This is a genomic window from Brenneria izadpanahii, assembly GCF_017569925.1.
GTDB classification, from domain to species: Bacteria; Pseudomonadota; Gammaproteobacteria; order Enterobacterales; family Enterobacteriaceae; genus Brenneria; species Brenneria izadpanahii.
Genome location: NZ_CP050854.1, coordinates 1739762 through 1765858, shown reverse-complemented (window position 1 = coordinate 1765858; position 26097 = coordinate 1739762). Strand labels below are relative to the sequence as shown.

Genomic DNA, 26097 nt, shown 5'->3' with positions numbered 1-26097 from the left:
ATAAAAACGGCGCCGTCAACGCAGCCGGCTTATTGAGATAGGATAAAATTCCGCATGATGTCCTTCATTTCTCTCACCCCCTCTTCGCTTACCGTATCGATAAGATATTCATCGTTGTTTTCATGGCTCATGCAAACATTGGGATTGCGGTATTGCATCGCCGAGGGGATGCGCAACCCGGCGGAAGAGTGAACCTCATTCAGGCCGATAGCCAGAAAGGCGGCAATGTTAGCGGCTCTGACGCCGGAACCCGCCATAATGACGGGCCCGCGGCTGGCATGATGAAGTTTCGCCAGCAGTTCGATCCCGCGTTCCGCCGTCGGCTGCTGGCCGGAGGTGAGGATCCGTTTGACGCCCAGATCCTCCAGCGTTTTCAGCGCATCAAAAGGGGAACGGCACATATCAAAAGCGCGATGAAAGGTAATTTCCATACCGTCACACTGTTTCAGCAGTCTTTCCATACGGTTAACATCAACCGCCCCCTGCTCGTCGAGCACGCCGAAAACCGCCCCTTTAAACCCGGCCTGCCGGATAAATTTCAGGTCTTGCTCCATCACGGCGATCTCGGCGTCGCTATAACAGAAATCGCCGCCCCGAGGCCGGACAATCGGAAACGCCGGAACGGAAAGCGTCTCCCGCGCCAGACAAAGCGCGGCATAGGACGGCGTCAAACCGCCCTCTCTGGGCGCGCTGCACAGTTCAATCCTGTCGGCCCCCGCCTGAGCCGCCTTTATCGCGCTTTCCAGACCGTAACAGCAGACTTCCAATTTTCTAAGCATGTTCATAAGGCTCCTGCTTACAACGGACCTGCGCGCGTCCCAGCACGGACGCGCCCACCATGCCGCCATTCTGGGAAAAGCAGCCGGCCACCACCACCGGTCGTTCGCTTTTGCGCAGGATCAGGGGGCGCACCGCGTTATCCAGCGCCTCGATAAGCGCCGGAACGCCGGCAAGTCCGCCGCCGACGGCCACCAGCGAAGCGCCCGTCAGATTAATGCTGTAAGCCAGCGGCTCGCCCACCACCTGCGTCCAGGCGTCGATGGTCCGGCAGGCCAGCGGTTCGCCCTGTTGCCAGCGGTTGATAATGCTGAAGCTGTCGGCCGTCTGGTTATGCAGGGCGTGATGAAGGCGTTCCAGCCCGCGCGCGCCGCCATAGGTGTCCAAACAGCCCTGCTGTCCGCAGCCGCAGGCCAGGCGGGGCAAATAGCGGGGTTTGCCGTCAAGAATGATTTCGGTTCGGGTGATCGGGCCATGTCCCCACTCTCCCGTCAGGCCGCCGGCGCCGGACAGGATCCGGCCGTTAACCGCCAGACCGCCGCCGACGCCCGTCCCCAGGATGACGCCGAAGACCACCCGGTGCCCTTTCCCTTTGCCGGCGACCGCTTCCGCCAGGGCGAAACAGTCGGCATCATTGGCGATGCAGACTTCACGCCCGAGCCGCGTGCCCAGTTCGTCCACCAGCTTTTTCCCCTTAAACGCGGGAATATTGCTGGCAAACACCTCGCCGGATTCCGGTGAAACAATCCCCGCGGCGGAGATGGCCAACGCCGCATCGGCAGGATAGCGATCGCGGTAGGTCTGTATAAGATTTTCCAACGCGGCCGCAAACATCTCCCACGAGTCGGCCGGCATCGGCGCTTTATCCAGCGTCGTCACCTCACCTTGCCGGTGCGAAACGCCGAATTTGATAAAAGATCCGCCGATATCCACACAAATGACCGGCGGATTTTTTAAAAGTTGATTCATGTACGTGTATCCAATAAGTCGCGTAAGCCATCGCCCAGCACATTAAAGCCGAGAACGGTAACCAAAATGGCTAATCCGGGGAAGAGCGACACATAGATGTTCAATCCAAGAAAATTTCGCCCATCGCTCATCATGGTGCCCCACTCCGGCATCGGCGGTTGCACGCCCAGGCCGAGAAAGGAGAGACTGGCCGCAGACAGCACCACGGCGCCGGCCGTCAGGGTCGATTGCACAATAAGCGGACCGATGGCGTTGCGCAGAATGTAGTGCACGATAATGCGCGGGTAGCGAATGCCCAGCGAGTGCGCCGCTTCGATATACTCCATCCCCTTAAGGCCCAGCGTGAGGTTGCGGCTCAGGCGCGCGTAAACCGGGATGGAAAACAGCGAAATGGCAATCAGCATGTTCATCAGCCCTTCGCCCAGCACGCTGACGATCAGGATCGCCAGAACAATGCCCGGAAAGGCGAAAATGATATCCATCACCCACATGATGACGTGATCCGCGCTGCGCCCGGCCAATCCGGCGATAATCCCCAGCGGGATCCCCACCAGCATGGACAGGCCGACGCTTAATATCACCTCGAACATTGAGATGCGCGCGCCATAAATCACGCGGGAGAAAATATCCCGTCCGTAATCATCGGTGCCGAACCAGTGCGCCGCCGAAGGCGGCTGAAGCGTATTCAGCAAATCCTGAGCCGTCGGATCCCAGCGGGTGATAAACGGCGCCATCAACCCCATCAACACCACCAGGGCTATCAGGCCGCCGCCGAAAGTAATGCTCGGATGAGCCCAAAGCCATTTCAGCGCCGCCCCTGAAGCTGAGCGGCGGCGGGCGGCTGGCGTTTCAATACCGTTCATTAGTCGAACCTTATTTTCGGGTTGATCATGCCGATGATGATCTCCCCCACTAAATTCATCACCACCACGCCCGTAACCGCAATCAGCGTTACGCCCTGGATCACCGGATAGTCGCGGTAGCGCACCGAGTCAACCAGCAGGCGGCCGATCCCCGGCCAGTTGAAAACCGATTCGGTAACGACGGCGCCGCCAATCAGGCTGCCGAAATTGAGGGCGATAATGGTGACGATGGGAATCAGCGCGTTGCGAAAGGCATGCTTCCAGTATACGCAAGCCGGCGGCAGCCCTTTCGCGCGCGCGGTGCGGATGTAATCCTCGCTGAGGACGTCGATCATGCTGGAGCGGGTCATTCTGGCCATCATCGCCATCGGCATAATGGCCAGAATAACGGTCGGCAACACATAACTTTTCCAGGAATCGGCGCCCAATAAAGGAAGCCAGCCCAGTTGCACCGAAAAGGTGTTCATTGCCATCAACGCCAGCCAAAAGTTGGCGATAGACGCCCCGGCGATGGTCAGGACCATCACGATATGGTCCGCGCTGCGCTGCCGGTAAACCGCGCCGATCATCCCCGCCGGCACGCCGACGGCGATCGCCAGCAGATAGGCTAACACCGCCAAAGACAAGGTATAGGGCAGCCGCTCGCCTATCTCGCCGATCACCGGCTGCTGGGACTGGAGAGAAACGCCCAGATCGCCATGCAGCGCATCGGCGGCGAAATTCAGGTATTGCACCGGCAGCGGCCTATCCAACCCCAGCCGGGTACGCATGTGATCAACCGCTTCCTGCGGCGCTTCCGGTCCGGCCATCAGGCGGGCGGGATCGCCCGGCAAGGCGCGTATGGCCATGAAAATAATGATCGAAACGCCGAAAAGGATAAGCGGCAGCGACAATATTTTTTTAGCGACATAGGCTTTCATTCACGCCTCCGGCCTGCGGTTATCCGATGACCTGTTCGAAAGTTATCAATCCTTGCGGGCATCACGAACCACCAGCTGACCGCCCGGCATCATGCTCACGCCGGAAATATTTTTCCGCGTAGCGTACAGATCGTCCTGATAGAACAGCAGCACCTGCGGCGCCTGAATGCTGATCTGTTTCTGCGCCTGAACATAAAGCGCATTGCGCTGAGCCTCATCCAGCGTACTGGCCGCCTGATCGATCAGTTCATCCGTTTTCTTATCGTTGAAGAATCCCAGGTTCGCGCCGGCGGGGGCAAAACTCTGGCTGTGGTACAGCGGACGCAGTTGCAGATCGGCGCCGTAAGAGCCGGAAGACCAGGATGCGAGAACGGAACTGACGCCCTGCGCTTTTTTCTCTTCCCGATCGGCGAACGCGGCTTTGGCCCAGACGCCGCTTTCCATCTGCTTCACATTGACCTTAACGCCGATCTGGCCCCACATGCTTTGCAACACCTGAGCTATGCGCGCCTCCGGCCCCTGTACCGCTATCGACATGGAAAAACCATCGCCGTAGCCCGCCTCTTTCAGCAGCGCCTTGGCTTTTTCAACATTAAACGGATAGTCGTTCAGGGTTTTATCGTAACCGGCATTGACCGTTGCCAGCGGCGAGTTAGCCGGCGTGGCGTAACCAAAAGAGATGGCTTTAACCAGCGCGCCGCGATCGGTGGCGAAGTTCAACGCCTGACGGACCCGGACATCATCCAGCGGCTTGATTTCGGTGTTCAGCGCCACCCAGAACACGGCGGCGCCGGGCGCCTGATGCAGTGTTACCGCGGCGTTGTTTTTCAGCATGCCGGCAAACTGCGGCGGCACCGGATTGATCACATCGGCCTGACCGGCCTGAAGCGCCATGTTCATCACCGAGGGCTCGCTGCTCCAGGTCCATTTAATTTCATCAGGACCGGTCGATTTCCCCCAATACCCCGGATTTTTGCCTTCCAGAACATATTCGCCGGTTTTGTACTGAATCAGTTTATAAGGACCGGTGCCGTCGGCCTTGATACCGATATTGCCGTCTTTATCGGCCTTCGGGCTGACCATCAGCCCCGGCCCGGAAGCCAGAATATTCAGGAATGCGGGATAAAGTTTGGTGAGATGAAACTCGACGGTCATGTCGTCTTTTTTGTTTACCGAGCCGAGAAATGCCCGGATTTTGCCGCTGGCGGCCAGCCCGCGCTGGGTATCCAGGTGGCGGTTGAAGTTGGCGACCACCGCATCGGCGTTGAACGGCGTGCCATCATGGAAGGTTACGCCGGGACGAAGTTTAAAAGTCCAGTTTAGTCCGCCGGCGTCGGACTCCCAGGAGAGAGCCAGCGCCGGCTCGGCCTTGCCTTCCGCATTCAGCCGGGTCAACCCTTCATACATCGGATCGAGCACGGTGGAAGTAAAAGTCGCGGTTTGGTTGCCCGGATCCATACTGCGCGGCGGCTCGCTCTGCATAACGGTCAGCGTCGCGGCCTGTAGCGGCGCACATACGATGGCGGAAATCAGGCAGCTCAACACCGTGAGCCGACGCTTATAAAACGATTTGCTTATGGTTTTCATTTTCATATACCCCTCGTCCATAGATGTACGCTTGCAATTAAGTCACTGAAGCCCCAACGAGAATGATGGTAAACAAAGTCTCTCAAGTTTGTTCATATATTTTACTTATAATCGTTGTTTAGTAATTTTAATGAACTAAATTATGTTGATAATTTCATATCTTATGATTATTGTCGCATCAGATATCACCGCACTACATCAGGGATCGGATATGTTAACGCCACAACAACAGCAGGTTCTGCGCCTGATCATCGCCTCTCAGGGGATGAGCCGCACAGCGCTTGCCCAAAAGATGGGAATCAGCAAAGCCGCAATCAGCGGCGTGATTAAGGAAATGCTGGCTGACGGTCTGCTCGCCGAGACCGACGCGGAAGCCAACGGACAGGGCCGGCCTGCGGTTCGCTTAAAAATGCGCGCGGATAGCGCCTATTTTATCGGCGTGTCGCTGCTGGGCGCAGAGACGCGCATGGTGCTGATCGACATGCATGGCAAGACGCTGATCCGCAAAGCCATTCCCCTTGAGCCGCAGCCGGAAGCGCTGGCCGAAGGGATCGCCAGGGCGCTGCCCGATCTGTTGGTCAGCAAAAAAATCAGGAACGAACAGGTCATCGGCCTCGGCGTCACCCTGTCGGGGTTTGTCGATGAAAAACAGGAAACCTGCGTTCAGTCGGCACTGTTGGGCTGGCGAAATGTGCCTCTCGCCGCGCTGCTTAAACAAAAAACCGGGCTGGATGTTTCCCTGGAAAACGACGCCAAAGCGCTGGCCGTCAGTGAAAAGCTGTTCGGCGTGGCAAAAGACATCAAAAATTTCACCGTCATCACCCACAGCGATGGCATCGGTTCGGCCCACTATCTGCAGGGCAACCTGAACCGCGGCGCTCACGGCGGCGCCGGCGAAATCGCACACTGCACCATCGAACTGGGCGGCACGCCCTGCCGGTGCGGCAAACGCGGCTGCCTGGACACCATTGCGTCGCTGATTGCCATTCGTGAAATGACGCAGGCAAAAGGGCTGCCGGCGGGTTCCGTCGACGAACTGGAAAAGCTGGCGGCGGCGGGCAACACCTCGGCCATCGCCATTTTACACCGTGCCGGAAGCGCGCTGGGTCTGGCTATCGCCAATATCATCCAGTTGAACGATCCGGAACTGGTGGTTATCGCCCATCATCCCCAGGCATTCGAAGGATTGCTGCGCACCGTGGTGCTGCAGTCGATTGAGTCGAATGTTCTGCCGGGCATTTCCGGCAAAACGCCGGTATCCACCATCATCATTAACGAAGATACCTGGGCGCGGGCCGCCGCCAGTATTGCGGCTCACCGTTTCCTTATCCATTTACCTGATTAACGAGGCTGATATGCGCATCGCTTTCGGCGGCATTCACATAGAATGCAGCACCTATAATCCGGTTCTTAACCGCGAAGATGATTTTCGGGTTCTGCGGGGCGGACAACTGACTGAAAACGAATACTTTGCCTTCCTGAAAGATTACCCGGCGACGTTTATTCCGACGTTCCACGCCCGCGCCATCGCCGGCGGGCCGATCGCGCGCGAAACCTACGAAAACTTTAAGCGGGATTTTCTTACCCGCCTCGCCGCCAGCCTGCCGGTCGACGGAGTGTATCTGGCGATGCACGGCGCTATGTACGTTGAGGGGATGGAAGATGCGGAAGGCGATTGGATCAGCGCCACGCGCGAACTCATCGGCGGCGACTGCCCCCTGAGCGTAAGCTACGATTTGCACGGCAACGTCACCCAGCGGATCGTCGACGCCATTGATATGTTCTCCACCTACCGCACCGCGCCGCATATCGATGTGCGGGAAACAATGCAACGTTCGGTTTCCATGCTGGTCAAGTGTCTGCAAACCGGCGTGCGCCCCGGCGTACTCTGGGCGCCGGTGCCGGTGGTGCTGCCCGGCGAACGCACCAGCACCGAAGATGAACCGGCGAAAAGCCTGTATGCCGCGCTGCCCGCTATCGACGCCCAGGAAGGAATATGGGATGCCTCGCTGATGGTCGGTTACGTGTGGGCCGATGAGCCGCGCGCCACCGCCGCCTCGATCATCACCGGCACCGATCGGGAACTGATGTCGGCGCGGGCCATTGAAATCGCCGCGTCATACTGGCAGGCTCGCCATGATTTCAAATTCGGCTGTGAAACCGGTTCGGTCAGCGAATGCGTCGCGAAGGCGATTGCCAGCGCCACCGGTCCGGTTATCCTGGCCGACTCCGGCGATAACCCGACCGGCGGCGGCGTGGGCGATCGGGCCGATGTTCTGGCGGAGTTGATTCGCCAGCGGGCGCAGGGCGTCATTGTCGCCGGCATCACCGATAAGCCCGCCACCGACGCGGCTTTCGCCGCCGGCGTAGGCAAAACCCTGACGCTTACCGTCGGCGCCACACTCGATCCGGCCGGCGTTCAGGTCACCGCCGAATTTGAGGTTGTCACCCTGAGCGACGAATCCCGTTCGGCCGCCCGGCAGGCGGTATTACGCACCGGCGGGATCCAACTGGTGGTGGCCGACCGTCGTCGTCCTTACCACTATCTGGCGGATTTCCATCTATTGGGACTAACCCCGGAAACCGCCGCCATCGTGGTAGTGAAGTCCGGCTATCTTTCTCCCGAATTGGCGCCGCTGGCCAACCCCAACCTGATGGCTTTGTCGCAGGGCGTGGTGGATCAGTATGTGGAGCGCCTGGCTCGAAACAGAAAAACGCGCCCTACTTTTCCCTTTGATCAAGATGCAAAGTTCAGCCCGAACGTATGCTGTTCGGCGCGGTTTCCGTCCTGAGAGTAGATTATGACGACATCAGTGAATCGCATTTCAGCGGCTGCTTCCGGGCCGGTGCTCAAGGTGGAACGCCTGACCACCGCCTTCAGAGACGACGACCAATGGCGAACGGTCGTCAATGATATCTCCTTTGAAATCAATGCCGGAGAGACGTTGGCGATCGTCGGCGAGTCGGGTTCTGGAAAAAGCGTGACCTCGCTGTCTATTATGCGGTTGCTGGACGCCCGGAAAAGCCGCATCGCCGGCAGCATCGAGCTTAACGGCCGGCAACTGTTGACGCTCAGTGAAAAGCAGATGCGGCAAATCCGCGGCAATGAAATCGCCATGATTTTCCAGGAGCCGATGACCAGCCTTAACCCGGCGTTCAGCATCGGCAACCAGATCGCCGAATCGCTGATTAACCACCGCAATATGACATCCCGTGAAGCGCGCAAAGAGACCATCAGCCTGCTGGAAAAGGTGCGCATTCCCAACGCCGGCTCGCGGTTTGACGACTATCCCCACCAATTTTCCGGCGGAATGCGCCAGCGGGTGATGATCGCCATGGCACTGGCGCTCCGGCCCAAACTGCTGATTGCCGATGAGCCGACCACCGCCCTTGACGTGACCATTCAGGGGCAAATTCTCGATCTGATCAAAACATTGCAGGCCGAAGAAGGAACCGCCGTCCTGTTCGTCACCCACGACATGGGCGTGGTGGCCGAAACGGCCGACCGCACGCTGGTGATGTACCGCGGGGACTGCATGGAAACCGGCGCCACCCGGCAGATATTCTCCGCGCCCGCGACGCCTTATACGCGTTCGTTGCTGGCGGCCGTTCCCCGGCTCGGCTCGATGAAAGACCAGCCGTGGCCGATGAAGTTTCCTGAGAGTGACGCCGTCACTGGTAAGATGTCATCGCCGAAAACCACCGGACATGCGTTGCCCGCCGGACAAAGACCGCTGCTGTCGGTTCGCAACCTGACCACCAGGTTTAGCGTTCGGGGCGGCATACTGAACAGGCCGGTTGGGGCGGTGCACGCGGTGGAGAATGTCAGCTTCGACCTGCTGCCGGGTGAAACGCTGTCGCTGGTGGGGGAATCCGGCTGCGGCAAATCCACCACCGGACGATCGATTACCCGGCTGGTAAAACCGCTGGACGGCCATATCGATTTTGACGGCTATGACGTGCTCAACCTGAGTTCGCATGAATTGCGGCTGATGCGCCGCCGGATTCAGATGATTTTTCAGGATCCGTTCGCCAGCCTGAACCCGCGAATGAGCGTTGAGGAAACCCTGACCGAACCTTTCCTGCAGCACCGGCTGGGTACGCGGGCGCAGGCCAGAGAAAAAGCCGCCGGGTTGATGACCAAGGTCGGGCTGTCGCCGGAGATGATGAAGCGTTATCCCCATGAGTTTTCCGGCGGTCAGCGGCAGCGGATCTGTATTGCCCGCGCCTTGACGCTAGACCCCAAGGTTATCGTGGCCGACGAATCCGTTTCGGCGCTGGATGTATCGGTAAAAGCCCAGGTGGTTAATCTGCTGATGGATCTTCAGGAGAGTATGGGGCTGTCTTATCTGTTTATTTCCCACGATATGGCGGTGGTCGAACGCATTAGCCACCGGGTAGCCGTGATGCTGTTGGGCGAAATTGTGGAAATCGGCCCGCGGGCGGCGATTTTTGATAATCCCCAGCATCCCTATACGCGCAAGCTGATTGCCTCGGTGCCGATCCCCGATCCCGCGCGGCGGCATATGAAACGCAATCTGGCGGTCGACGAGTTGAAAAGCCCTATCCGAGCGCTGGGCTATCAGCCGCAACCCCGCCACTACCGCGAGGTCGGCCAGGGCCACTGGGTGATGGCGTAATTCTCCCGGCGCGCTTATCCTTATTCATCACAGGCATCGGCGTTGAAGGGGCGCAGCATGGTTTTTCTACCGGACTCTCAGCTCGAACAATGGCTGCAAGATGATATTCAGGGCGGCGATTTGACCACCCGGGCGCTGGGCATCGGCGCCCGCCGCGGGAAGATAGTCTATCAGCACCGCCGGGGCGGATGCGTCAGCGGCATCGACGCCGCCCGCCGCGTACTGCTGCGCCTTGGACTGGAGATCGAAACGGCCGCCGAGGACGGACAGCTTCTGGAAGCGGGCGATATCCTGCTGGCCGCCAAAGGCCGGGCGGATGCGCTGCATCAGGGCTGGAAAACCGCGCAGAATATTCTGGAGTGGAGCTGCGGCGTGACGGACTATATGTTCAGGATGATGCAAATCCTGCGGCGCCATAGCGAGGACGGCAAAATCGCCTGTACCCGCAAAACCATTCCGGGCACCAAGCTGTTGGCCACGCAGGCCGTTATCGCCGGCGGCGGAATCATCCACCGGCTGGGTACGGCGGAAAGCATTCTGCTGTTCGCCAACCATCGCGAGTTCTGGCCAGATCGGGAAGACTGGCCGGGAATGATCGCCGCCCTACGCCGCAACGCGCCTGAAAAAACGCTCGTCGTTGAGGCGAATACCCTCCAGGACGCCGAGCGCGCGCTCCAGGCCGCGCCCGATATCCTGCAGTTGGACAAGTTCGCCGTTGAAGATATTCTGCGCTTGAAAACGCTCGCCGCGCAGGTTGCGCCTTCATGCCGCCTGGCGCTGGCCGGAGGGATCAATCTGCAAAGCATCGAAGACTACGCCCGCACCGGCGTATCGCTGCTGATAACCTCCGCCCCCTACTACGCGCCGCCCGCCGATATAAAAACCCGGCTGATCGCCCAAACTTAAGCGGACGAGACGACATCCCCGGTTAAACCGCCAGTTGTTGCCTTACCACCTTACCGGAAAAAGTGCGCGGTAGTTCGGGGACAAAATAAATATGCCGGGGTATTGCATGACGGCCGCATCCGGTAATCACCCGCCGCCGAATCTTCTGCTGCAATGCGCGCCGTTGATCACATCGTCCATTCTTCCCAACACGCAAATCGCCCCTTGCGCACCGCGCGATCGTGCGTGAAATAGAGCCAGCGATCGTTTTCTTGCCGCCAGTAACGCTGATCGTGTTCAACGTTATGCCGCCCGGCCTCAGGGGGTCTCGAATGACCAGCATACCGGGGACATTATCGGCGCAGGGCGCGCCGCTGTTTTATCACAAAACATCGCCATCGCTCGCCACCTTCGTCTGGGACGCGATAACACCGTTGCGCTCTTCAATATGGCGGGCGAGATATTCGGCATCCTCGCCCACGCCTTCGAGACGTCCCGAACCCCAGGTCCACAACCACGGCAGGCCAAGAAAATAGAGCCCCGGCGAGCTTGAACGGCCGCGAGTATGGATAGGATATCCACGGACGTCAAAAGCGGGCGCATCGATCCAACTGAAATCGGTTTTGAATCCGACCGCCCAGACAATAACGGTTATATTCGTTTTGCTCAGATCGATTTCCGTCGGCGGATTCTCCGGCCGCCATAGCGGTTGATAGCGAGGCTCTTCGGGCGCATCGATGCCCTGCTGCGCGATCCATTCATCAATACTGTCTTTGATTTTCTGCGAGGTGGCGTCGGCCGCATCAAGGTTATGGGCCAGATCGTCGGCGGTGATGAGCTTGCCGTCGCGGTAATCCGTCAGCCGGCCGTAAAGCCGCATGCCCTGTAGCGCAAAGGCGCGCAGATCGATGTCTCGTCCGCCGTCCCGCCCGGTTACATAATGGTTGGTTTTGCGCCGGGCGTCCTCGCCCAGCGGATGGTCGTTAACCGTGAGTTTATAATGACCCATGTCCTCCAGCCAGGCGACCACATCGCGCCCGCGGTAGAAGCGCGATACGCGCGGCGCGCTGCCGACGCACAGGTGAACCTGCCGCCCGGCGAGGTGCAAATCCTCGGCAATCTGCGCCCCGGACTGCGCGGAGCCAATCACCAGCACCTCTCCTGCCGGCAACTGCCGTTCAGACTTGTAACCGGCCGAATGCACCTGGGTGATCCACTGCGGTAAACGCGTTGAAATATCGGGAAAACGCGGGCGATGATAGTTGCCGACCGCCACCACCAGCTGTTTGGCATGGTAATCGCCGTCGTTGGTGGCAAGCCGATAGCCCTCCCCCTCCCGGCTGACGAGCTTGACGCCGACGCCCTCGCGCAGCGGCGCGTTGAAACTGTCCGCATAGCGCTGGATGTAATCGATAATCTGATCTTTCACCATAAAGCCGTCGGGATCGTCGCCGTCATAGGGAAAGCCCGGCAGCTTGCACTGCCAGTTGGGCGTCACCAGGCAGAAACTGTCCCAGCGCTGTTCGCGCCACGCCCAGGCCAGCCGGCGCCGTTCAAGGATAACGTGGTCGATGCGTCTCTGCGTCAGGCAATAGCTCATGGCCAGCCCCGCCTGTCCGCCGCCGATAATCACCACCGGAAACTCTTTACGCTGCATGTCGATATCCACCTGATTCATTGACCGATAACGGTGATCTCTTCCACCACCACCGGATCGGCGGCGGCGAACTGCCGGGCTTTCTGTTCAATGGCGCGGGACTGATCCATCGCGCTGGAACAGGCATAGCCGAATTTGGCCGCCACCCGGTCGCTGGCTTCGCTCAGGGCGGTCTGCGCGATACGCACAAACGACTCCACCGTATAAGGATGATTGACGATAAGGTGTTTCTCGATCGCGGTGGACGGGGAGTAACACTTCTCTTTGCTGCCGTCCGGCCAGCATACGACAAAGTTCATAGCAGGCATGTTTACCTCCAGAAGTTACCGGCCCATGCCGGTCAATAACGTGGTGTTTAAGTCCCAGAAACAGTCGCGCTCGCCGTTGCGGGAGACGGTGAGACGGCGCGAATCGTCAAATTCGCCGATAGCCGCCGCACCGATCCCGGCGTCGCGGAAACGGGCGACGACCGTTTCCGTCTGCTGCGGCGCAACGGCCAGTAAAAAGCCGAAGCTGGGAAAGGCGCATAGCCAGGATCGCCAGTCGCATTCGTCCGGCTTGGGGATCGCCTCTAGATCGATACTGGCGCCGAGCCGCGCGCTTTCCAGCATCATCACCAGCGTGCCCAACAATCCGGCCTGGCTGATATCTTTGGCGGCCACCACCCGTTGCGCCTCCGCCAGTTCAGGCAGTATCGCCAACGCCCGGCGCAGCCCGGCGGGGTCGGCATGGGTCGCCGCGTCCCAGTTCAGACCGGGCGGATGCCAGCGCCCCTGTAAATTGACGGCGGCCACCAGCGTTAAGCCGCGCCTTACGGCAAAGCTGCTCAGTACCCGCCGGGCGTGGCCTAACACCGCCGCCGCCAGCTGCGATTGGTTACTGCGCAGATTGGCGTGCCCGCCGACAATCGGCACCTGATAAGCGCGCGACGCCGCCGCCATCCCCTGTAAAATCCGCTCCGCCTTCGCGTCCTGCGCGCTCCACAGCGCGTTGACGATGGCCTGCGGGCGTCCGCCCATCGCGGCGATATCGCTGAGGTTGACCATCACGCCGCACCAGCCGGCAAACCACGGATCCTGTTCCACGAAGTCATTGATGAATCCCTCCATCGCCAGCAGATTAAAGCCTCCGTCGGCATCGATCGCCGCGCAGTCATCGCCGTTGGGATAGCGGTTCGGCCAGGCGTCCCGCAGCGCATCGGCGACCAGCTGAATATCGCGTTTATGCGCGATTCCGCTGGCGCGCCTTACGGAATCAAGGAGTTCGGATAAGGCGAGGCTCATCCGGCGACCCTCATCATCAGCGGCGCCAGCTCCGCCGGCACCCGCGGCAAGCGGCCGCCCAGCACCATGCCGCTAAGCGGATCGCGGCAAGGGGGATAGTGCGTCAGATCGGCCTGCATAAAAGCATGAGGGATGCCGCGTAAGGTTACGCTCTCCAGCGTGTGCCAGTGCATGCGCTTGAATAGCGGTTCGTTCTGCTGCTGCACATGGGCATAAAATTCCTTACAGCCCAGCGCGTGCGCGCTGCTGACCGCCAGACGGATCAACATCGGGCCAAGCTGTCCCTGACGGCGAAAACGATCGTCCACCGCCAGCCGCGAGCCAAACCAGACGCCGGGCCGCGGTTGATGGATGCGTACCGTTCCCACCACTTCCTCATGCCAGCCCGCCAGCGTTCCCAACGCCACCAGTAACTTAGCCTGGCTGTCGATCTCGTCGAGATCGTGCTGTTCAAACAGCCCTTGCTCCTGACAAAACACGCGCTGGCGCAGGGCATAAGCCTGACGGCGCTCCCAAGGCAGGGTGACCCACTTAATCGTGTATTCAGGATAACCGGACATCCTCTTTCTCCTTCAGGCGCTGGCCCGTACGAGGCCGGATGGTTGGTAGCCGAGCGGCTCATCGCCGGCCTTTTCATAGCTGGATAACGATGAGCAGGCGCCGCAGCGGCCGCAGCCGGCCTTGATATCCGAAGAGCGCAGCCGCCCTTCGCGCAGCATGCGGCCAAGCGGTTCCAGGATCGATGTCATAAACGCGCTGCTGGGCGCCGGATGATGCTCCAGCGGGGTGCCGCTGATCGGCACGAACGGCACCACGAACGGATAGACGCCCAGCGCGATCAGCTTCTCCGAGATCGCCAGAATCGCCTCCGGCGTATCTCCCATGCCGGCCAGAATATAGGTGCTGACCTGGCCGCGCCCGAAAACCGCCACCGCCTGAGCGAAAGCGACCAGGTACTGTTCAATGGTCACCTGCGCCTTGCCGGGCATGATGCGGGCGCGTACTTCGGGCGTTACCGCTTCCAGATGCATGCCCAACGCGTCGATGCCCGCCTCCTTCATTCGGTTGAACCACAGCGGATCGCCCGGCGGTTCGCACTGGCCTTGCAGCGGCAGATCGACGGCGGCTTTGATCGCCAGCGCGCTCTCCACCAGAATACGCGCGCCGCGATCGCTGCCGGACGGCGTACCGGTGGTCATCACCATATGCTTGACGCCGTCCAGCTCCACGGCAGCTTTAGCGACCTCGGCCAACTGCTGCGGCGTTTTACGGGCGATGGTGCGCCCCGCCGCCAGCGACTGGCCGATAGCGCAGAACTGGCAGGCCTTGCGGCGGTTCTCATAGCGGATGCAGGTTTGCAGCACCGTGGTCGCCAGCACGTCGGTGCCGTGCAGCGTGGCGATATGGGAATAAGGAATGCCATCCTCGGTTTGCAAATCGTAAAACTTCGGTTTGCGGGCAAAGGTAATATCCCGTACCGGAATGCTGTCTTTCAGCAGGGTGGTTTTCCCCTGTCCGGCGTGTTTGACCTGCCATGCCGAGTGGCGCGCCGTCTGGGTGTAGATCGGCACCATGACCGTCACGCCGTCGATGGTCACCGCCTGATGATCCGACGGACCGGCGCCGCCGTGCCGGCTGACGTGCTGCGCCGACGGATTCACCACATTGACGCCCTGCGTCAGCAATTCAGTGATCAGTTGTTGTCTGGACTGGCTGGAAGTCGTCATCATGGTCTCCTTCACTTTCACGAGCGGAATCGGTGTAGCCGGGCGTCACATAACGCGCCGGGCGATCGTCAAGACGCAGACTCAGCAGTTCCGGCCGGGCGTAGTGCCCCACCGAATCCATCATGCGCTTGCGCTTGGTGATGAGATGCATATCCAGATCGGCGATCAGAATGCCCTCGCCGTCGGTGAGCGGCGGTACGATGTGCCGGCCTTCAGGGGAGATGACGGCGGTGTGGCAACCGCCGCGCAGTCCTTTTTGCAGCGCGGGATCGGGCGTCAGTTCCTCAATCTGCGCGTCGCTCAGCCAGCCGGTGGCGTTGATCACGAAGCAGCCGGACTCCAGCGCATGATGACGAATGGTGACATCCATCTGCTCGGCGAAAATCGGCCCCACCAGCGAACCGGGGAACTGACTGCAGTGGATCTCTTCGTGCTGGGTCATCAGGCTATAGCGCGCCAGCGGGTTGTAATGTTCCCAGCAGGCCAGCGCCCCGACGCGCCCGACGGCGGTGTCCACCACTTTCAGCCCGGAGCCGTCGCCCTGGCCCCAGATCATGCGCTCATGGTAAGTCGGGGTGATTTTGCGCCGCTTGAGCGCCAGCTTGCCGCTGGCGTCGAAAACCAGTTGCGTGTTGTACAGCGTGCCGCCATCCCGCTCGTTGACGCCCAGCACCACCACGATTTCCCGCTGTCTGGCGCGCTCCGCCACCGCCTGGGTTATCGGGCCGGGCACCCGTACCGCCTGGTCGTAGAGCCGCAGATGGGCGGCGCCCGCGGTCATCGCCGGGGTGATAAAAGAGAAATAGGGATAATAGGGAACGAAGGTTTCCGGAAAAACCACTATCTCCGCGCCTTTGATTGCTGCCTGATCGATGGCGTCCAGAACCCGGGCCAGCGTTTTGCCGGCCTCATGGAGATCCGGCGCGATCTGTACCGCAGCCGCACGAACCGTACGTGACTGAGCCATCTCGCGCCTCCGCTTACATCGTCCAGGTATCGATAATCAGTGCGTTATCGCGCGTATGCAGCAGTTTGAGATCCAGTACGTCCAGCGGATTGATCGGCCGGATGCCCTCAATCAACGAGGGTTCGCCGTGGCCGTACAGCGCCTGGAGCGCGAAACGGCAGGCGTACACCTTGCCGCCTTCCGCCATAAACTTGGTCAGTTGGTTGTTGTAGTTCTGGTGGCCGGGAAACGCTTCCGCGCCCAGCGTCGGAAAGCCGCGCTGCACGCCCAGCGTCACGCCGGGACCATAGAGCAATATTGAGGTTTCGAAGCCTTTGCGCTGCAAACGGGTGGCCTGCAGCATATTGACGAAACCGATCGATCCTTCAAACGCGACGGTATGAAAGGTGACCAGCGCTTTCTGTCCCGGCTCGGCCTTGACGTCCTCAAACACCTTCTCTTCATAGTCGACCAGAAAATCACCGGTTTTATGGGCAGGTAAAGTTACTGTTGGCATGGTGTGCTCCGCATTGTCTTTATAAGAGGGAAAACCTGAGGCTTCCCGTTGCGATGTATCCCGCAAATAGCGCGACCTCATAATCAGAGCAAAGCCTGTGCCAGTCCCAAAATGGGCGATGCAATCATTGCTAAATCATTCGCTCAAAATCTCGGCAAAAAAAATTCACTTTAACTCACTATCGTTCACAAATTACACACAACACACGAATAACCATCACCTGTTTCGCACTATTTTGATGCTTTAATGCACTATTAATGCACACATAAAAAATCAATATGCAATCAATGATGCAATCAAGTATTCAATGATTGATTACTGACTGTTTTTCAGCCTAAAGTGGCGCAAGCCTGTTTATATACCATCGGCGTTGCCGGTGTTCCCGCCTGCCGCCGCGGGATGACCACGGCAATGAAACGTAATCGAGAGGTAACCGACGCCATGATTGACCGCATTTACGAACGTTGGGCTAACTGTCTGCGCCAGCAAACGCAACGCCCCGCCTACCTGCTGATTGCCGACCTGATCGCCGATGGCGTCAATAACGGCGAATTTCAGGCGCGCGACCGCCTTCCGCCCCTGCGCGATCTGGCGGCGATCCTATCGCTCAACTACACCACGGTGACGCGCGGCTATGCCGAAGCCAAAAAACGCGGTTTGATCGACTCGCGTCCGGGACTGGGCAGTTTTATCCGGGGAAAAGTCCCCGCCATCCCGCTGAGCAGCGGCAGCAGCTACGATATGACCATGAATTCGCCGATCGAACCGGAAGCGCCGGGTATCGCGGAAGCCATCCGCCAGGGCGCTCTCAATCTGTTCGCTCACAAGGATATTTATAGCCTGCTGCGCTATCAGGACTTTGGCGGTACGGTCGGCGATAAAGAAGCGGCGATGATCTGGCTGGGAAAACGGCTGCCGAAACTGGAAATGGACGAGGTGCTGGTCTGTCCTGGGATCCACAGTGCGCTGGTGGGATTGTCTACGCTGCTCGGGCGCAAAGGCGGGGTAATCTGCGTGGGGAGTCTGGTTTATCCCGGTCTGAAAGCCATCGCCAGTCAGTTGAATATCCCGCTACAGGCGCTGGAGTGCGATGGCGACGGCCCGCTGCCGCGCGCGTTTGAGAATCAATGCCAGACGAACCACGTCAGCGCGCTGTACCTCAATCCGACCATCCATAATCCCACCACGCTGACGGTGCCGCTGCGCCGCCGGGAATCGCTGGCCGATATCGCCTTGCGCTACAGCGTGCCGATTATTGAAGACGATGCCTACTCGGCGTTGCCCGCACATAGCGTAACCAGCTTCGCCGAGCTGGCGCCGGAGCTCACCTGGCACGTTACCGGGTTGTCGAAATGTTTTGGCGCCGGTCTGCGCATTGCCTATATCAAAGGTCCGGGCAAACGTTCCACCCAACTGTTGGCGGGAGCGCTCAGAGCATTAACCGTGATGTCCAGCCCGATAACCAACGCGCTGGCGACCCAGTGGATCGGCGACGGCACCGCCGATACCGTGCTGGCGGCCATCCGTCACGAGGCGCGTCTGCGTCAGCAGTTGGCGGCCAAATACCTGCATAAATTCCACTATCAGGCGGATAGCGACGGCTTTCACCTGTGGCTCCATCTGCCCAGGCATTGGCACTGGAACCCTTCCGATGTGGCGATCAGGCTGCGAGAACAAGGCGTTAGCGCGGTATCCAGCGCGGCGTTCAGCACCGATAATAATCCGCCCGCCGCGCTGCGCCTGTGCCTCGGCGGCGCTTACAATCGTCAGATGTGTGAAGAGAATTTGGCCACCGTCGCCGATCTGATGGAATATCCTGAGCATTTCACCAGCGGAGCGCTGTAAATATCGCGCCCCGCCGGATAAACATCCCCGGAACGTTTACGCCGAGGTGCGTTTTTTTCTGGCGGGCATCATTCTGAGCAGCGTGTTGTCGCGCATGAAATAGTGGTGGAACAGCGCCGCGGCGGCGTGCAATCCAATCAGCCAATATCCCAACGGCGCCAGCGTTTCATGAATATCAATCAGGGAGCGCGCCAGTTCGGCATTGGGCGCCGACGCCACCGGCATCCCGATGCCGAAAAGCGCCCAGTCATTGCCGCGCAAATAGCGAGAGGACAGCCCCAGGATAGGCAGCGCCAGAAAAAGCGCGTAGATAAGTCCGTGCGTCAGGTGCGCCAGATAGTGCTGCCAGCGCGGATAAGGCGGTTCGACGGGCGGCGTGGCGTATTTCATCTTATAAAACAGGCGGGCGACCATCAGCAGCAGGATGGTAAAGCCGCAGCTGAAATGCAGGCCCATAACAATCTGACGGGCAAGGGTTCCCCGCGGAGCCAAACCACGTAGTTCGATGGTGGCGTAAGTCACGATCAAAAGAATAAATACGGCCCAGTGCAACGCAATCTGCACACCGGAAAAGCGCTCTGACTTCGACATGGCGGGGTCTCTCTCAACAATGATATGCCCACACAATACCCATGTCTTTTTCGATAAACCAAAAATTTTACATTAATTTAAAATTACAGCGGCACTGGTTCACATGGAATTTAACATTCCGGCGAGATAATGCCGAACCGGCGCGGTAATAAAAGTCAGAACATCAACTCCGCTCTATTTTCTTGGCCGCTTCATCCATCGCATCAATAATGGTATGGAGCGTTTGCTGGGAAAGATCTTGCTTGGAAAGGCGGGAATTCAGGGCCGTTTTCATATTATGAATAGCGCGCTCGACCTCGGGAATACTGCGATTATTGACCAAAATAGCCAGTGACGTTAAACGCCCGATGATGACGGTTAAACTATCCTGATTCTGTTGCAGCAACGTCCGACCTTTTGCTTCCAGGCTGTAGGCTTTGCGCGTGGCGCTATCGTCCAGCGCGCGAATACATGCCATCTCTTCCAGCAGGGTAAGACTGGGATAGATAATCCCTGGGCTTGGCGTATATTCGCCTTTGGAGAGATCTTCAATCGATTTAATCAGCTCATAGCCATGCGCGGCGCCTTGCGACAGGAAGTGGAGGATCAGCAAACGGATATCATTGGCATCCAGCATTTTATCGCGACGCTTTCTGCGCAGCTTGACGCATGCTGAACGCCGTTCATCGTCGGATTGCCGCAAAGGGGAAGATTGCTGAAGTTTCATCGCCTGCCTAAGCCAAAATGTAAAGGGGGTTGATGGTAGTGCGCCACCCGGCGAAATTCAACACAGGCGGCGGTAGGATTCGGTGAATCGGCGCGGCGGCGTTATTTCCGATGCCAATAGGCCACCGCACGCACGAAATCGGGATCCAGCGCGCGCTGTTCAATAAAGTAGTCGCTCAGCTTTTTAACCGCGTCCCCCTCGCCGGTCAGCCAGATAAAATAATCCTCGTCGGGCAGATCGATACTATCCAGTTCAGCGATCAGCCCCGTCAGGTTTTCCGGCTGCATCTTGCCGCTGCCCAGCCAACTCGCCGCCACGCCGCTCAGATTGTCCAGATAGGCGCGGCCGGCCGCTTCGTCGGTAAAGGCGAACAATTTGACATGTTCGGCCCGGATGCTCCGCTGACGGCGTTTAAACGCGGGCAACCCGGTTTCATCGCACACGTAGAGCTGAAAGGCGTAATCCGTCGGGACAATCAGCGAGCCGCGAGGTCCGCCCACCGCCAGCGCGTCGCCAGGCTGCGCCTGCGTCGCCCAGTCGCTGGCGACGCCGCCCTGGTGAATATAAAAATCGATGGTCAGGCGATTCTGCCGCTCGTCAAAATAGAGCGGCGTGTAATCACGGCCGGTTGGACGCACGCCGTCTTTCCAGGTTACGCCCTGCTCGGTCACTTCGGGCATATGCAGCGCCCCGCTTTCAGGATCGGGGAAAAACACTTTGATATGGTCGTCAAAGCCTAAAGACGCAAATCCCGCCAGCGCCTCGCCCGCAAATTCAATGCGGTAGAAGCAGTCTGCAATCTTGCGCTTGCTGACCACTTCAATAGGGCGAATGCGCAATTCGTTACGCACGCGGCGTGGAATACGGTTGTTATTCTCTTCATCGTTATTACGCAAAATCGTTCTCCTTCGTTCTGGTTGCAGGCAAAACTTAGCCCAGCGTGATGCCGCCATCCACCGCGATTTATTGTCCGGCGTAAGGAAATCATTCTCATTCAATGTATAAAACATATTCATGATATATCTTAAACGCTAAATGTAAACATGATTACCGCCGTTCAACAGTAACAATTTGTGCGCTGATGCGGCGCTAAGCGCGGGAAAACGCCCCGCCCGGCGCCGATAGCGGACAAGAAATCCGTGACCTGCCAGCAGAGGTTTGGCCGCCGAACTGTTGGATTTTTCGCATTGATGCTATAACCCTTAATCAGTGTTCCTCTGTTACTGATAAGGCCGCGCTATGTCCGCATCCGCACCGTTGCAATGCTGCATTCTTGACGATTACCAAAACGTTGCGCTGTCGCTCGCCGACTGGTCGGGGCTGGCGCCTCAGGTAACATGCCGCTCGCTGACGCAGCATATTGCCGACGAAACCGTACTGGCCGCTGTGCTGGCCGATGCGGATATCGTGGTTATCATGCGCGAGCGCACCCCGTTTACCGCCTCGCTGTTTTCCCGTCTGCCCAAACTTAAGCTGCTGATCACCTCCGGCATGCGCAATGCGGCCATCGACCTGAGCGCGGCAAAATCCCGCGGCGTGACCGTTTGCGGCACCGGCAGCGGGTCGGCGGCGCCGGTTGAGCTGGCCTGGGCGCTGATCCTCGGTCTGGCCCGCCGTCTGCTGACCGAAAACAATGCGTTACGCCAGAACGGCGCGTGGCAAAGCACCCTTGGCATCGGGTTAAGCGGTAAGCGGCTGGGGTTGTTGGGATTGGGTAAAACCGGGCAGAGAATGGCGCGCATTGCGCAGGCCTTCGGCATGGAGGTCAGCGCCTGGAGCCAGAATCTGACGGCGGAACGCGCGGCGGAGCACGGCGTCTCCCTCGCCGAATCAAAAGAGGCATTACTGAGCGGCAGCGATATCGTGTCGATTCATCTGGTGCTTGGCGAGCGGTCGCGCGGTTTGCTCGGCGCGGCGGAACTGGCGCGGATGAAACCCGCCGCGCTGCTGATTAATACCTCGCGGGCGGCGATTGTCGATCAAAACGCGCTGCTGCACGCGCTGCGCACGCAGCAAATCGCCGGCGCCGGGCTGGATGTCTTTGATATTGAACCGCTCCCCGCCGATCATCCGTTCCGTTCCCTGCCCAATGTGCTGGCGACCCCGCATCTCGGCTATGTAGCCGACGACAACTATCGAACCTATTTCACCGAAGCCGTTGAAGATATTCACGCGTTCCTGGCGGGGAAACCGCTGCGTGCGCTGGCGTAGCCGCCCGCGTCCGTCACTCCAGATTTTTCAACGGTTTTTTCGCCAGCCGCATAGCGTTTTTTTTATTCGCAACGTTTTTATTGGCCAGGAATACGCCGCCGAGAATGATAACGGCGCCCGCCCACTGGGAAACCCCCGCCGTTTCGCCGAGCAGACAAACGGAGAGAAACACGGTAACCAGCGGCACCAGATTAATGAAAGAAGCCGCTTTAGATACCCCGATGGCGCTGATGCCCTGATTGAAAAATAGGTAGGCGATTACCGACCCGCCGGCCGCCATAAGCAGGATGGAGAACAGCGGCAGCGGCCGCAGCGCGTCATACCAGGGGATCGCGTCCCGATTTCCCGCATCAAGGATAAGCCAGGGGAACAGCGCCAGGCAGCCGTAAAAGAAAAAGTAAAACATAAACACCCGATCGGGAATGGCAAGCTGCCATTTTCGGGTGAGGATATTGTAAATGGCAAAGCAGAGAGTGCTGAGCAGTATCAGAATATCGCCGCTGTTGTAGTCGGCATTGACCAGCGTCTGCCAGTTGCCGTTGCTGATGGTGATCCCGATGCCAAGATAGGCCGTGATAAGCCCGGCCAGTTGATTGAAGGTCATACGTTCCATGCCGCACACCACGGCGAGCAGCAGGGTTAACAACGGCGTGGTCGCTTCAATAATCCCGGTATTAAACGCAGAGCTTAAATGCAGCCCGCTGAAAGAAAAGTAGTAGCACAGCGTTACGCCCGACAAAGAGAGTATAAACAGCCGCAGATGATCGCGCAGGCTAACGGCGAATATCGCCTTTTTCGGACTCACCAGGAAAAACATAATCACCGCGGCAATAAAAAATCGGAAAAACGACACCTCCGACGGACGATAAATCTGTAATGCATATTTCCCCGCGACAACCGAACTTCCCCAGAAAAATGCCGATAGCATCAGTTTCACATAAATTCCGCTGTTCATCGCTGCAACTCCTGATTGATTAAGCCGGCCGCCCTGATAGCCGAAGCCAATAATTAGAGGCATGTCCTGGTTATTTTTCAGGAGCATAGTAATGTCATAAATACGCCAATCCACGATCGGCAAAAAAAGATCAAGTAACGTGAATACGTAGGAAACTTATGGCATTTTCATATATCACCGCTTTATCAAACCAGTCAGAGAAAAGCCAAAATGCGTAAAAAAAGCGCCAAAAAAGCACACCATGTGGTCGCCGTCGCTTATGACGGGCTGCGCACGTTTGAATTTGGCTGCGTCGTGGAGTTTTTTGCCGTTAAACGCCCGGAATTGAAAACCGACTGGTATCGGTTTTCAGTATGTTCGGCGGAATCCCGCACGCTGAAGGCGGCCGGCGGCATTGAAGTCACGGTTCCCTACGGGCTGGAAATACTGAGCGCCGCCGACACCATCGTGATCCCCGCCTGGCGCAATATTCACGACCAGCCGCCGGAAGCCTTGCTGCAAGCGCTGCGCGAAGCCTGGCGGCGCGGCGTGCGAATTTGCAGTATCTGTACCGGCGCCTTTGTGCTGGCCGCGGCCGGATTGTTGCACGGCAAGAAGGTTACGACGCATTGGCACCATGCCCGCCTGCTGGCGCAGCAATACCCGGATATTAATGTGTCGACTTCCGCGCTCTATATCGATGAGGGACAAATCCTCACCTCCGCGGGATCGGCGGCCGGATTGGACATGCTGCTCTATCTGGTGAAATGCGACCACGGCGCGCGCATAGCCAATATGGTGGCGGAAAGAATGGTGATCCCATTCCTGCGCGCGGGTAAACACCGCCAGCAGGCGCAAAGCCGGATCGTGGAACAAGGGGAAAATCGCATGGCCGTACTGCTGGACTGGCTTGACGGGAATTTTATCCAGCCGCATACCATCAGTTCACTGGCCAGACGCATGATGATGTCGGAACGCTCTTTGCAGCGCCATTTTTCAGACGCCACCGGCATGTCGGTCATGCAGTGGCTGGCGCAACGCCGGCTGACCTATGCCAAGCAGCTATTGCGCGATACCGACTGGTCGGTGGAAAAAGTCGCCGAGTTATCCGGCCATACGTCGGAAGCCACGCTGCGCCACTATTTCCGGGTTTACGAAAAATGCAGTCCCACCCAATACCGGCATCGCTAATCGAGACGCCCGCAACGGCTGAACCGGTTGGCGGGCGCATCGGCAAAAAAGGGAGCACGCAGGGCCGCGTTAGCGCCGCCCTGCGAATTTTTAGTCGATGAAGGTATAGGGTTGATAGAAGTTTTCACCCAGCCACGAATAATGGTCATAGGTTTTGAGCAGCGGTTTGCGGACATAGGAAGCAGCGGATTTCTCATCGCCTTTGCCGTCGTATGCCGCATAGTATGGATACGGGAATACCGGACGCGACGCGGCATTTGCCGGGATGGTTTCCAGATGCAAGCCGTTGCGATCCGGTTTTTCGTCTTTTACCGGCTGACCAAAACTGTTGCTCTCATCCGCGGCGGCCTGCCAGGTAATCACGCTATCCGGCGCAATGCCTTTTTCCACCCAGTTCATCATCGGCGTCAGGAAATCAACCAGGCTCGGCCCTTCCCCGTCGGAGCAGTGATAAACGCCGGGCAGCAGGTATAAACGTTCAAATTCGTCGCGCTTCGCCTCGCCCATAAACTGGCCGACCGCATTGTGATAGGCAATCGAGTTCAGCGGAGAGATATGCGGATCGGACCAGCCGTGCCAGATAATCAGCTTTCCTCCCGCCGCCGCGAACGCCTTAAGATCGGGGTTGGTGGCGTCATAAAAAGGATGAAGTTTGCGTAATTCATCAAAGGTCGCCTCGGTGAATTTCACATCCTTTAACGAAAACGTTTCCGACGGATTTTTCACAAAGTGCATATACCTCAGCGCGGGCAAGGCGATTAACTGACTGAAAATCGGATCGGAGGCCTGCTGCGGAACAAAGACGCCGGCCCAGGCCAGTTCAGATCCATACTGCGGTCCGCCCACGGTGAGTCTTTTACCGGTTGCGCTGTCTTTCGGCCCTTCATACAGCCGCCTCAGCGCGGTTAGTTGCGTCTCCGTCAGACACTGGCCGGCGTTCGTCGCGCCGCACTTCAGCACGCTCATATCGAAATGGCAGGCTTGCGGATCGGCGATCAAACCATCCTTCTGCCCGTCAAGAGCGTCGCACTGCGCCAGCACGGCGCGGTGGATCAGCGGAAGTTCCGCGGCGGTAATGATGGCTTTGCCGTCCGTTCCGGTATTGCTGATGGCCTGCCAGGAGTGATACAGCGCATTCTGCACCTGGAAGTTCATCGCCGCCGCACCGGCAATGATGCCGTCGAAATCATGCGGATAGCGCTGCGCCTCCATTAAGGCTTCCCGCCCGCCGTCGGAGCAGCCGTTGAAATAGGAATGAGCGGCGGGCCGCTGATAGTAGGCCTCAATCAGCGCCTTGGAGGCGACGGAGGTAAGATGAACGGAACGATGAGCGAAGTCTTTGCGTTTTTGCGCATCGTTGCCGAAGTCCTGTTCGCTCGCCTTATGGCCCATATCGCTTGCGGCCATCGCAAAGCCATCGGCCTTGAGCGCTTCGCAACCGGCGGCCGCGCCGACCTGAAGATTAATCTGCCCGCACAATCCGCCGCAGCCGATTTGCATATAGCGCTGGCCCCAGCTCTCCACCGGCAGCAGCAGCTTAAACGTAATTTCCGGCATCATGACGCCTTCGACGACGCAAAATGCCGCGCCGTTCATCGGCGTTTCCCGCGCCGAGGTAATCCGGCTCCCTTCGCCGCCGATCTTCGTCAAATCGAATTGCGTCAGCGTCGAACAGGCTACCGCGGGTTTGACGATATTCAACTCGACCGGCTTGGCCGATTCCGCGCCTTGCGCCGTGGTCAAGAGACACGGCAGCAGAGAAAATGCGAGAGCGCATATTCTCCCGTAATGCTTAAATAATTTGAGATCCATAATATTCCCTTTATGCAGCTATTATCGCTCTGGCAG

The 26097-nt window shown here is 58.6% G+C and carries 25 protein-coding genes; 7 read left to right on the top strand and 18 right to left on the bottom strand.

The annotated features are described in order from the left end of the window. Positions 1-29 precede the first annotated feature (29 nt). From cutC to HC231_RS07755, 5 genes are read right to left on the bottom strand one after another with little or no spacing between them, the layout of a single operon-like run. The gene (gene cutC, locus HC231_RS07775; RefSeq protein ID WP_208230482.1) at positions 30-779 is read right to left on the bottom strand and encodes a copper homeostasis protein CutC; all 750 of its coding nucleotides are present in this window, start codon (positions 777-779) and stop codon (positions 30-32) included. Further along, positions 772-1746 carry an ROK family protein gene (locus tag HC231_RS07770; RefSeq protein WP_208230481.1) on the bottom strand — a complete coding sequence of 325 codons (975 nt, stop codon included), beginning with the start codon at positions 1744-1746 and terminating at the stop codon, positions 772-774. The genes cutC and HC231_RS07770 overlap by 8 nt, the downstream gene beginning before the upstream one ends. Next, entirely contained in the window at positions 1743-2609 is an 867-nt protein-coding gene (locus HC231_RS07765; RefSeq protein WP_208230480.1) for an ABC transporter permease, read from the bottom strand. Before HC231_RS07765 ends, HC231_RS07770 begins: the two co-directional genes overlap by 4 nt. Continuing rightward, the gene (locus tag HC231_RS07760; protein ID WP_208230479.1) at positions 2609-3529 is read right to left on the bottom strand and encodes an ABC transporter permease; all 921 of its coding nucleotides are present in this window, start codon (positions 3527-3529) and stop codon (positions 2609-2611) included. Before HC231_RS07760 ends, HC231_RS07765 begins: the two co-directional genes overlap by 1 nt. Before the next feature lie 45 nt (positions 3530-3574). Continuing rightward, positions 3575-5116, bottom strand: coding sequence for an ABC transporter substrate-binding protein (locus tag HC231_RS07755; protein ID WP_208230478.1), 1542 nt, complete (start codon positions 5114-5116; stop codon positions 3575-3577). 211 nt (positions 5117-5327) lie between these two features. Between HC231_RS07755 and HC231_RS07750 the strand changes: the two genes are divergently transcribed. Genes HC231_RS07750 through modD form a run of 4 tightly spaced genes read left to right on the top strand, consistent with a single transcriptional unit; the run spans position 5328 to position 10662 of the window. Next, on the top strand, positions 5328-6461 hold the full coding sequence (locus HC231_RS07750) for an ROK family transcriptional regulator (RefSeq protein ID WP_208230477.1): 1134 nt from the start codon (positions 5328-5330) through the stop codon (positions 6459-6461). A 10-nt stretch (positions 6462-6471) separates the two neighbouring features. Continuing rightward, complete coding sequence (locus HC231_RS07745) at positions 6472-7908, top strand: M81 family metallopeptidase (RefSeq protein ID WP_208230476.1); 1437 nt, start codon at positions 6472-6474, stop codon at positions 7906-7908. A 9-nt stretch (positions 7909-7917) separates the two neighbouring features. Continuing rightward, positions 7918-9756 (top strand): ABC transporter ATP-binding protein, encoded by a 1839-nt coding sequence (locus HC231_RS07740; RefSeq protein ID WP_208230475.1) that lies wholly within the window; start codon positions 7918-7920, stop codon positions 9754-9756. Positions 9757-9813: 57 nt separating this feature from the next. Further along, the gene (modD, locus tag HC231_RS07735; protein WP_208230474.1) at positions 9814-10662 is read left to right on the top strand and encodes a ModD protein; all 849 of its coding nucleotides are present in this window, start codon (positions 9814-9816) and stop codon (positions 10660-10662) included. Between the two features lie 22 nt (positions 10663-10684). Here the strand turns inward: modD and HC231_RS24330 are convergent, their stop codons facing one another. The 8 genes from HC231_RS24330 to HC231_RS07695 are packed head-to-tail and all read right to left on the bottom strand — an operon-like array spanning position 10685 to position 16771. Further along, positions 10685-10984 (bottom strand): AMP-binding enzyme, encoded by a 300-nt coding sequence (locus HC231_RS24330; RefSeq protein WP_425490516.1) that lies wholly within the window; start codon positions 10982-10984, stop codon positions 10685-10687. Between the two features lie 39 nt (positions 10985-11023). Next, positions 11024-12298 carry an MSMEG_0569 family flavin-dependent oxidoreductase gene (locus HC231_RS07725; RefSeq protein WP_208230472.1) on the bottom strand — a complete coding sequence of 425 codons (1275 nt, stop codon included), beginning with the start codon at positions 12296-12298 and terminating at the stop codon, positions 11024-11026. A 17-nt stretch (positions 12299-12315) separates the two neighbouring features. Beyond that, positions 12316-12606, bottom strand: coding sequence for an MSMEG_0570 family nitrogen starvation response protein (locus HC231_RS07720; protein WP_208230471.1), 291 nt, complete (start codon positions 12604-12606; stop codon positions 12316-12318). 15 nt (positions 12607-12621) lie between these two features. After that, on the bottom strand, positions 12622-13581 hold the full coding sequence (locus HC231_RS07715; protein WP_208230470.1) for a sll0787 family AIR synthase-like protein: 960 nt from the start codon (positions 13579-13581) through the stop codon (positions 12622-12624). Continuing rightward, positions 13578-14141, bottom strand: coding sequence for an MSMEG_0567/Sll0786 family nitrogen starvation N-acetyltransferase (locus tag HC231_RS07710; protein WP_208230469.1), 564 nt, complete (start codon positions 14139-14141; stop codon positions 13578-13580). The genes HC231_RS07715 and HC231_RS07710 overlap by 4 nt, the downstream gene beginning before the upstream one ends. 12 nt (positions 14142-14153) lie before the next feature. Beyond that, positions 14154-15308 carry an MSMEG_0568 family radical SAM protein gene (locus tag HC231_RS07705; protein WP_208231254.1) on the bottom strand — a complete coding sequence of 385 codons (1155 nt, stop codon included), beginning with the start codon at positions 15306-15308 and terminating at the stop codon, positions 14154-14156. Beyond that, entirely contained in the window at positions 15268-16275 is a 1008-nt protein-coding gene (locus HC231_RS07700; protein WP_208230468.1) for a Nit6803 family nitrilase, read from the bottom strand. Before HC231_RS07700 ends, HC231_RS07705 begins: the two co-directional genes overlap by 41 nt. A 13-nt stretch (positions 16276-16288) precedes the next feature. Further along, the gene (locus tag HC231_RS07695; protein ID WP_048638200.1) at positions 16289-16771 is read right to left on the bottom strand and encodes an MSMEG_0572/Sll0783 family nitrogen starvation response protein; all 483 of its coding nucleotides are present in this window, start codon (positions 16769-16771) and stop codon (positions 16289-16291) included. Between the two features lie 411 nt (positions 16772-17182). Here HC231_RS07695 and HC231_RS07690 point away from each other — a divergent pair, with 411 nt between their 5' ends. Next, positions 17183-18616 carry an aminotransferase-like domain-containing protein gene (locus tag HC231_RS07690; RefSeq protein ID WP_246494718.1) on the top strand — a complete coding sequence of 478 codons (1434 nt, stop codon included), beginning with the start codon at positions 17183-17185 and terminating at the stop codon, positions 18614-18616. Between the two features lie 36 nt (positions 18617-18652). Here the strand turns inward: HC231_RS07690 and cybB are convergent, their stop codons facing one another. The 3 genes from cybB to HC231_RS07675 all read right to left on the bottom strand — a co-directional run bounded on the left by cybB (position 18653) and on the right by HC231_RS07675 (position 20809). Then, entirely contained in the window at positions 18653-19207 is a 555-nt protein-coding gene (gene cybB / locus HC231_RS07685) for a cytochrome b561 (protein WP_208230467.1), read from the bottom strand. 163 nt (positions 19208-19370) lie between these two features. After that, positions 19371-19913 carry a PadR family transcriptional regulator gene (locus HC231_RS07680; protein ID WP_208230466.1) on the bottom strand — a complete coding sequence of 181 codons (543 nt, stop codon included), beginning with the start codon at positions 19911-19913 and terminating at the stop codon, positions 19371-19373. Positions 19914-20014: 101 nt separating this feature from the next. Further along, positions 20015-20809, bottom strand: coding sequence for a siderophore-interacting protein (locus HC231_RS07675; RefSeq protein WP_246494716.1), 795 nt, complete (start codon positions 20807-20809; stop codon positions 20015-20017). A gap of 343 nt (positions 20810-21152) precedes the next feature. Between HC231_RS07675 and HC231_RS07670 the strand changes: the two genes are divergently transcribed. Continuing rightward, positions 21153-22124 (top strand): D-2-hydroxyacid dehydrogenase family protein, encoded by a 972-nt coding sequence (locus HC231_RS07670; protein WP_208230465.1) that lies wholly within the window; start codon positions 21153-21155, stop codon positions 22122-22124. Positions 22125-22137: 13 nt separating this feature from the next. Here the strand turns inward: HC231_RS07670 and HC231_RS07665 are convergent, their stop codons facing one another. Further along, positions 22138-23079, bottom strand: coding sequence for a DMT family transporter (locus HC231_RS07665; protein WP_208230464.1), 942 nt, complete (start codon positions 23077-23079; stop codon positions 22138-22140). A gap of 210 nt (positions 23080-23289) precedes the next feature. Here HC231_RS07665 and ftrA point away from each other — a divergent pair, with 210 nt between their 5' ends. After that, entirely contained in the window at positions 23290-24249 is a 960-nt protein-coding gene (gene ftrA / locus HC231_RS07660) for a transcriptional regulator FtrA (protein ID WP_208230463.1), read from the top strand. A gap of 90 nt (positions 24250-24339) precedes the next feature. Here ftrA and HC231_RS07655 read toward each other — a convergent pair whose 3' ends face one another. Beyond that, positions 24340-26061, bottom strand: coding sequence for a tannase/feruloyl esterase family alpha/beta hydrolase (locus HC231_RS07655; protein WP_208230462.1), 1722 nt, complete (start codon positions 26059-26061; stop codon positions 24340-24342). Positions 26062-26097 lie beyond the last annotated feature (36 nt).

Bases quoted from the DNA above. Each gene is read 5' to 3' on its own strand.
- cybB (WP_208230467.1), bottom strand. From the start codon at position 19,207: ATGTCGAAGTCAGAGCGCTTTTCCGGTGTGCAGATTGCGTTGCACTGG.
- HC231_RS07765 (WP_208230480.1), bottom strand. From the start codon at position 2,609: ATGAACGGTATTGAAACGCCAGCCGCCCGCCGCCGCTCAGCTTCAGGG.
- HC231_RS07715 (WP_208230470.1), bottom strand. From the start codon at position 13,581: ATGAGCCTCGCCTTATCCGAACTCCTTGATTCCGTAAGGCGCGCCAGC.
- HC231_RS07770 (WP_208230481.1), bottom strand. From the start codon at position 1,746: ATGAATCAACTTTTAAAAAATCCGCCGGTCATTTGTGTGGATATCGGC.
- HC231_RS24330 (WP_425490516.1), bottom strand. From the start codon at position 10,984: ATGCTGGTCATTCGAGACCCCCTGAGGCCGGGCGGCATAACGTTGAAC.
- HC231_RS07670 (WP_208230465.1), top strand. From the start codon at position 21,153: ATGTCCGCATCCGCACCGTTGCAATGCTGCATTCTTGACGATTACCAA.
- HC231_RS07740 (WP_208230475.1), top strand. From the start codon at position 7,918: ATGACGACATCAGTGAATCGCATTTCAGCGGCTGCTTCCGGGCCGGTG.
- HC231_RS07725 (WP_208230472.1), bottom strand. From the start codon at position 12,298: ATGCAGCGTAAAGAGTTTCCGGTGGTGATTATCGGCGGCGGACAGGCG.
- HC231_RS07680 (WP_208230466.1), bottom strand. From the start codon at position 19,913: ATGAAACTTCAGCAATCTTCCCCTTTGCGGCAATCCGACGATGAACGG.
- ftrA (WP_208230463.1), top strand. From the start codon at position 23,290: ATGCGTAAAAAAAGCGCCAAAAAAGCACACCATGTGGTCGCCGTCGCT.
- HC231_RS07720 (WP_208230471.1), bottom strand. From the start codon at position 12,606: ATGCCTGCTATGAACTTTGTCGTATGCTGGCCGGACGGCAGCAAAGAG.
- HC231_RS07745 (WP_208230476.1), top strand. From the start codon at position 6,472: ATGCGCATCGCTTTCGGCGGCATTCACATAGAATGCAGCACCTATAAT.
- HC231_RS07760 (WP_208230479.1), bottom strand. From the start codon at position 3,529: ATGAAAGCCTATGTCGCTAAAAAAATATTGTCGCTGCCGCTTATCCTT.
- HC231_RS07700 (WP_208230468.1), bottom strand. From the start codon at position 16,275: ATGGCTCAGTCACGTACGGTTCGTGCGGCTGCGGTACAGATCGCGCCG.
- HC231_RS07665 (WP_208230464.1), bottom strand. From the start codon at position 23,079: ATGAACAGCGGAATTTATGTGAAACTGATGCTATCGGCATTTTTCTGG.
- HC231_RS07655 (WP_208230462.1), bottom strand. From the start codon at position 26,061: ATGGATCTCAAATTATTTAAGCATTACGGGAGAATATGCGCTCTCGCA.
- HC231_RS07750 (WP_208230477.1), top strand. From the start codon at position 5,328: ATGTTAACGCCACAACAACAGCAGGTTCTGCGCCTGATCATCGCCTCT.
- cutC (WP_208230482.1), bottom strand. From the start codon at position 779: ATGCTTAGAAAATTGGAAGTCTGCTGTTACGGTCTGGAAAGCGCGATA.
- HC231_RS07710 (WP_208230469.1), bottom strand. From the start codon at position 14,141: ATGTCCGGTTATCCTGAATACACGATTAAGTGGGTCACCCTGCCTTGG.
- modD (WP_208230474.1), top strand. From the start codon at position 9,814: ATGGTTTTTCTACCGGACTCTCAGCTCGAACAATGGCTGCAAGATGAT.
- HC231_RS07695 (WP_048638200.1), bottom strand. From the start codon at position 16,771: ATGCCAACAGTAACTTTACCTGCCCATAAAACCGGTGATTTTCTGGTC.
- HC231_RS07705 (WP_208231254.1), bottom strand. From the start codon at position 15,308: ATGACGACTTCCAGCCAGTCCAGACAACAACTGATCACTGAATTGCTG.
- HC231_RS07690 (WP_246494718.1), top strand. From the start codon at position 17,183: ATGAAACGTAATCGAGAGGTAACCGACGCCATGATTGACCGCATTTAC.
- HC231_RS07755 (WP_208230478.1), bottom strand. From the start codon at position 5,116: ATGAAAACCATAAGCAAATCGTTTTATAAGCGTCGGCTCACGGTGTTG.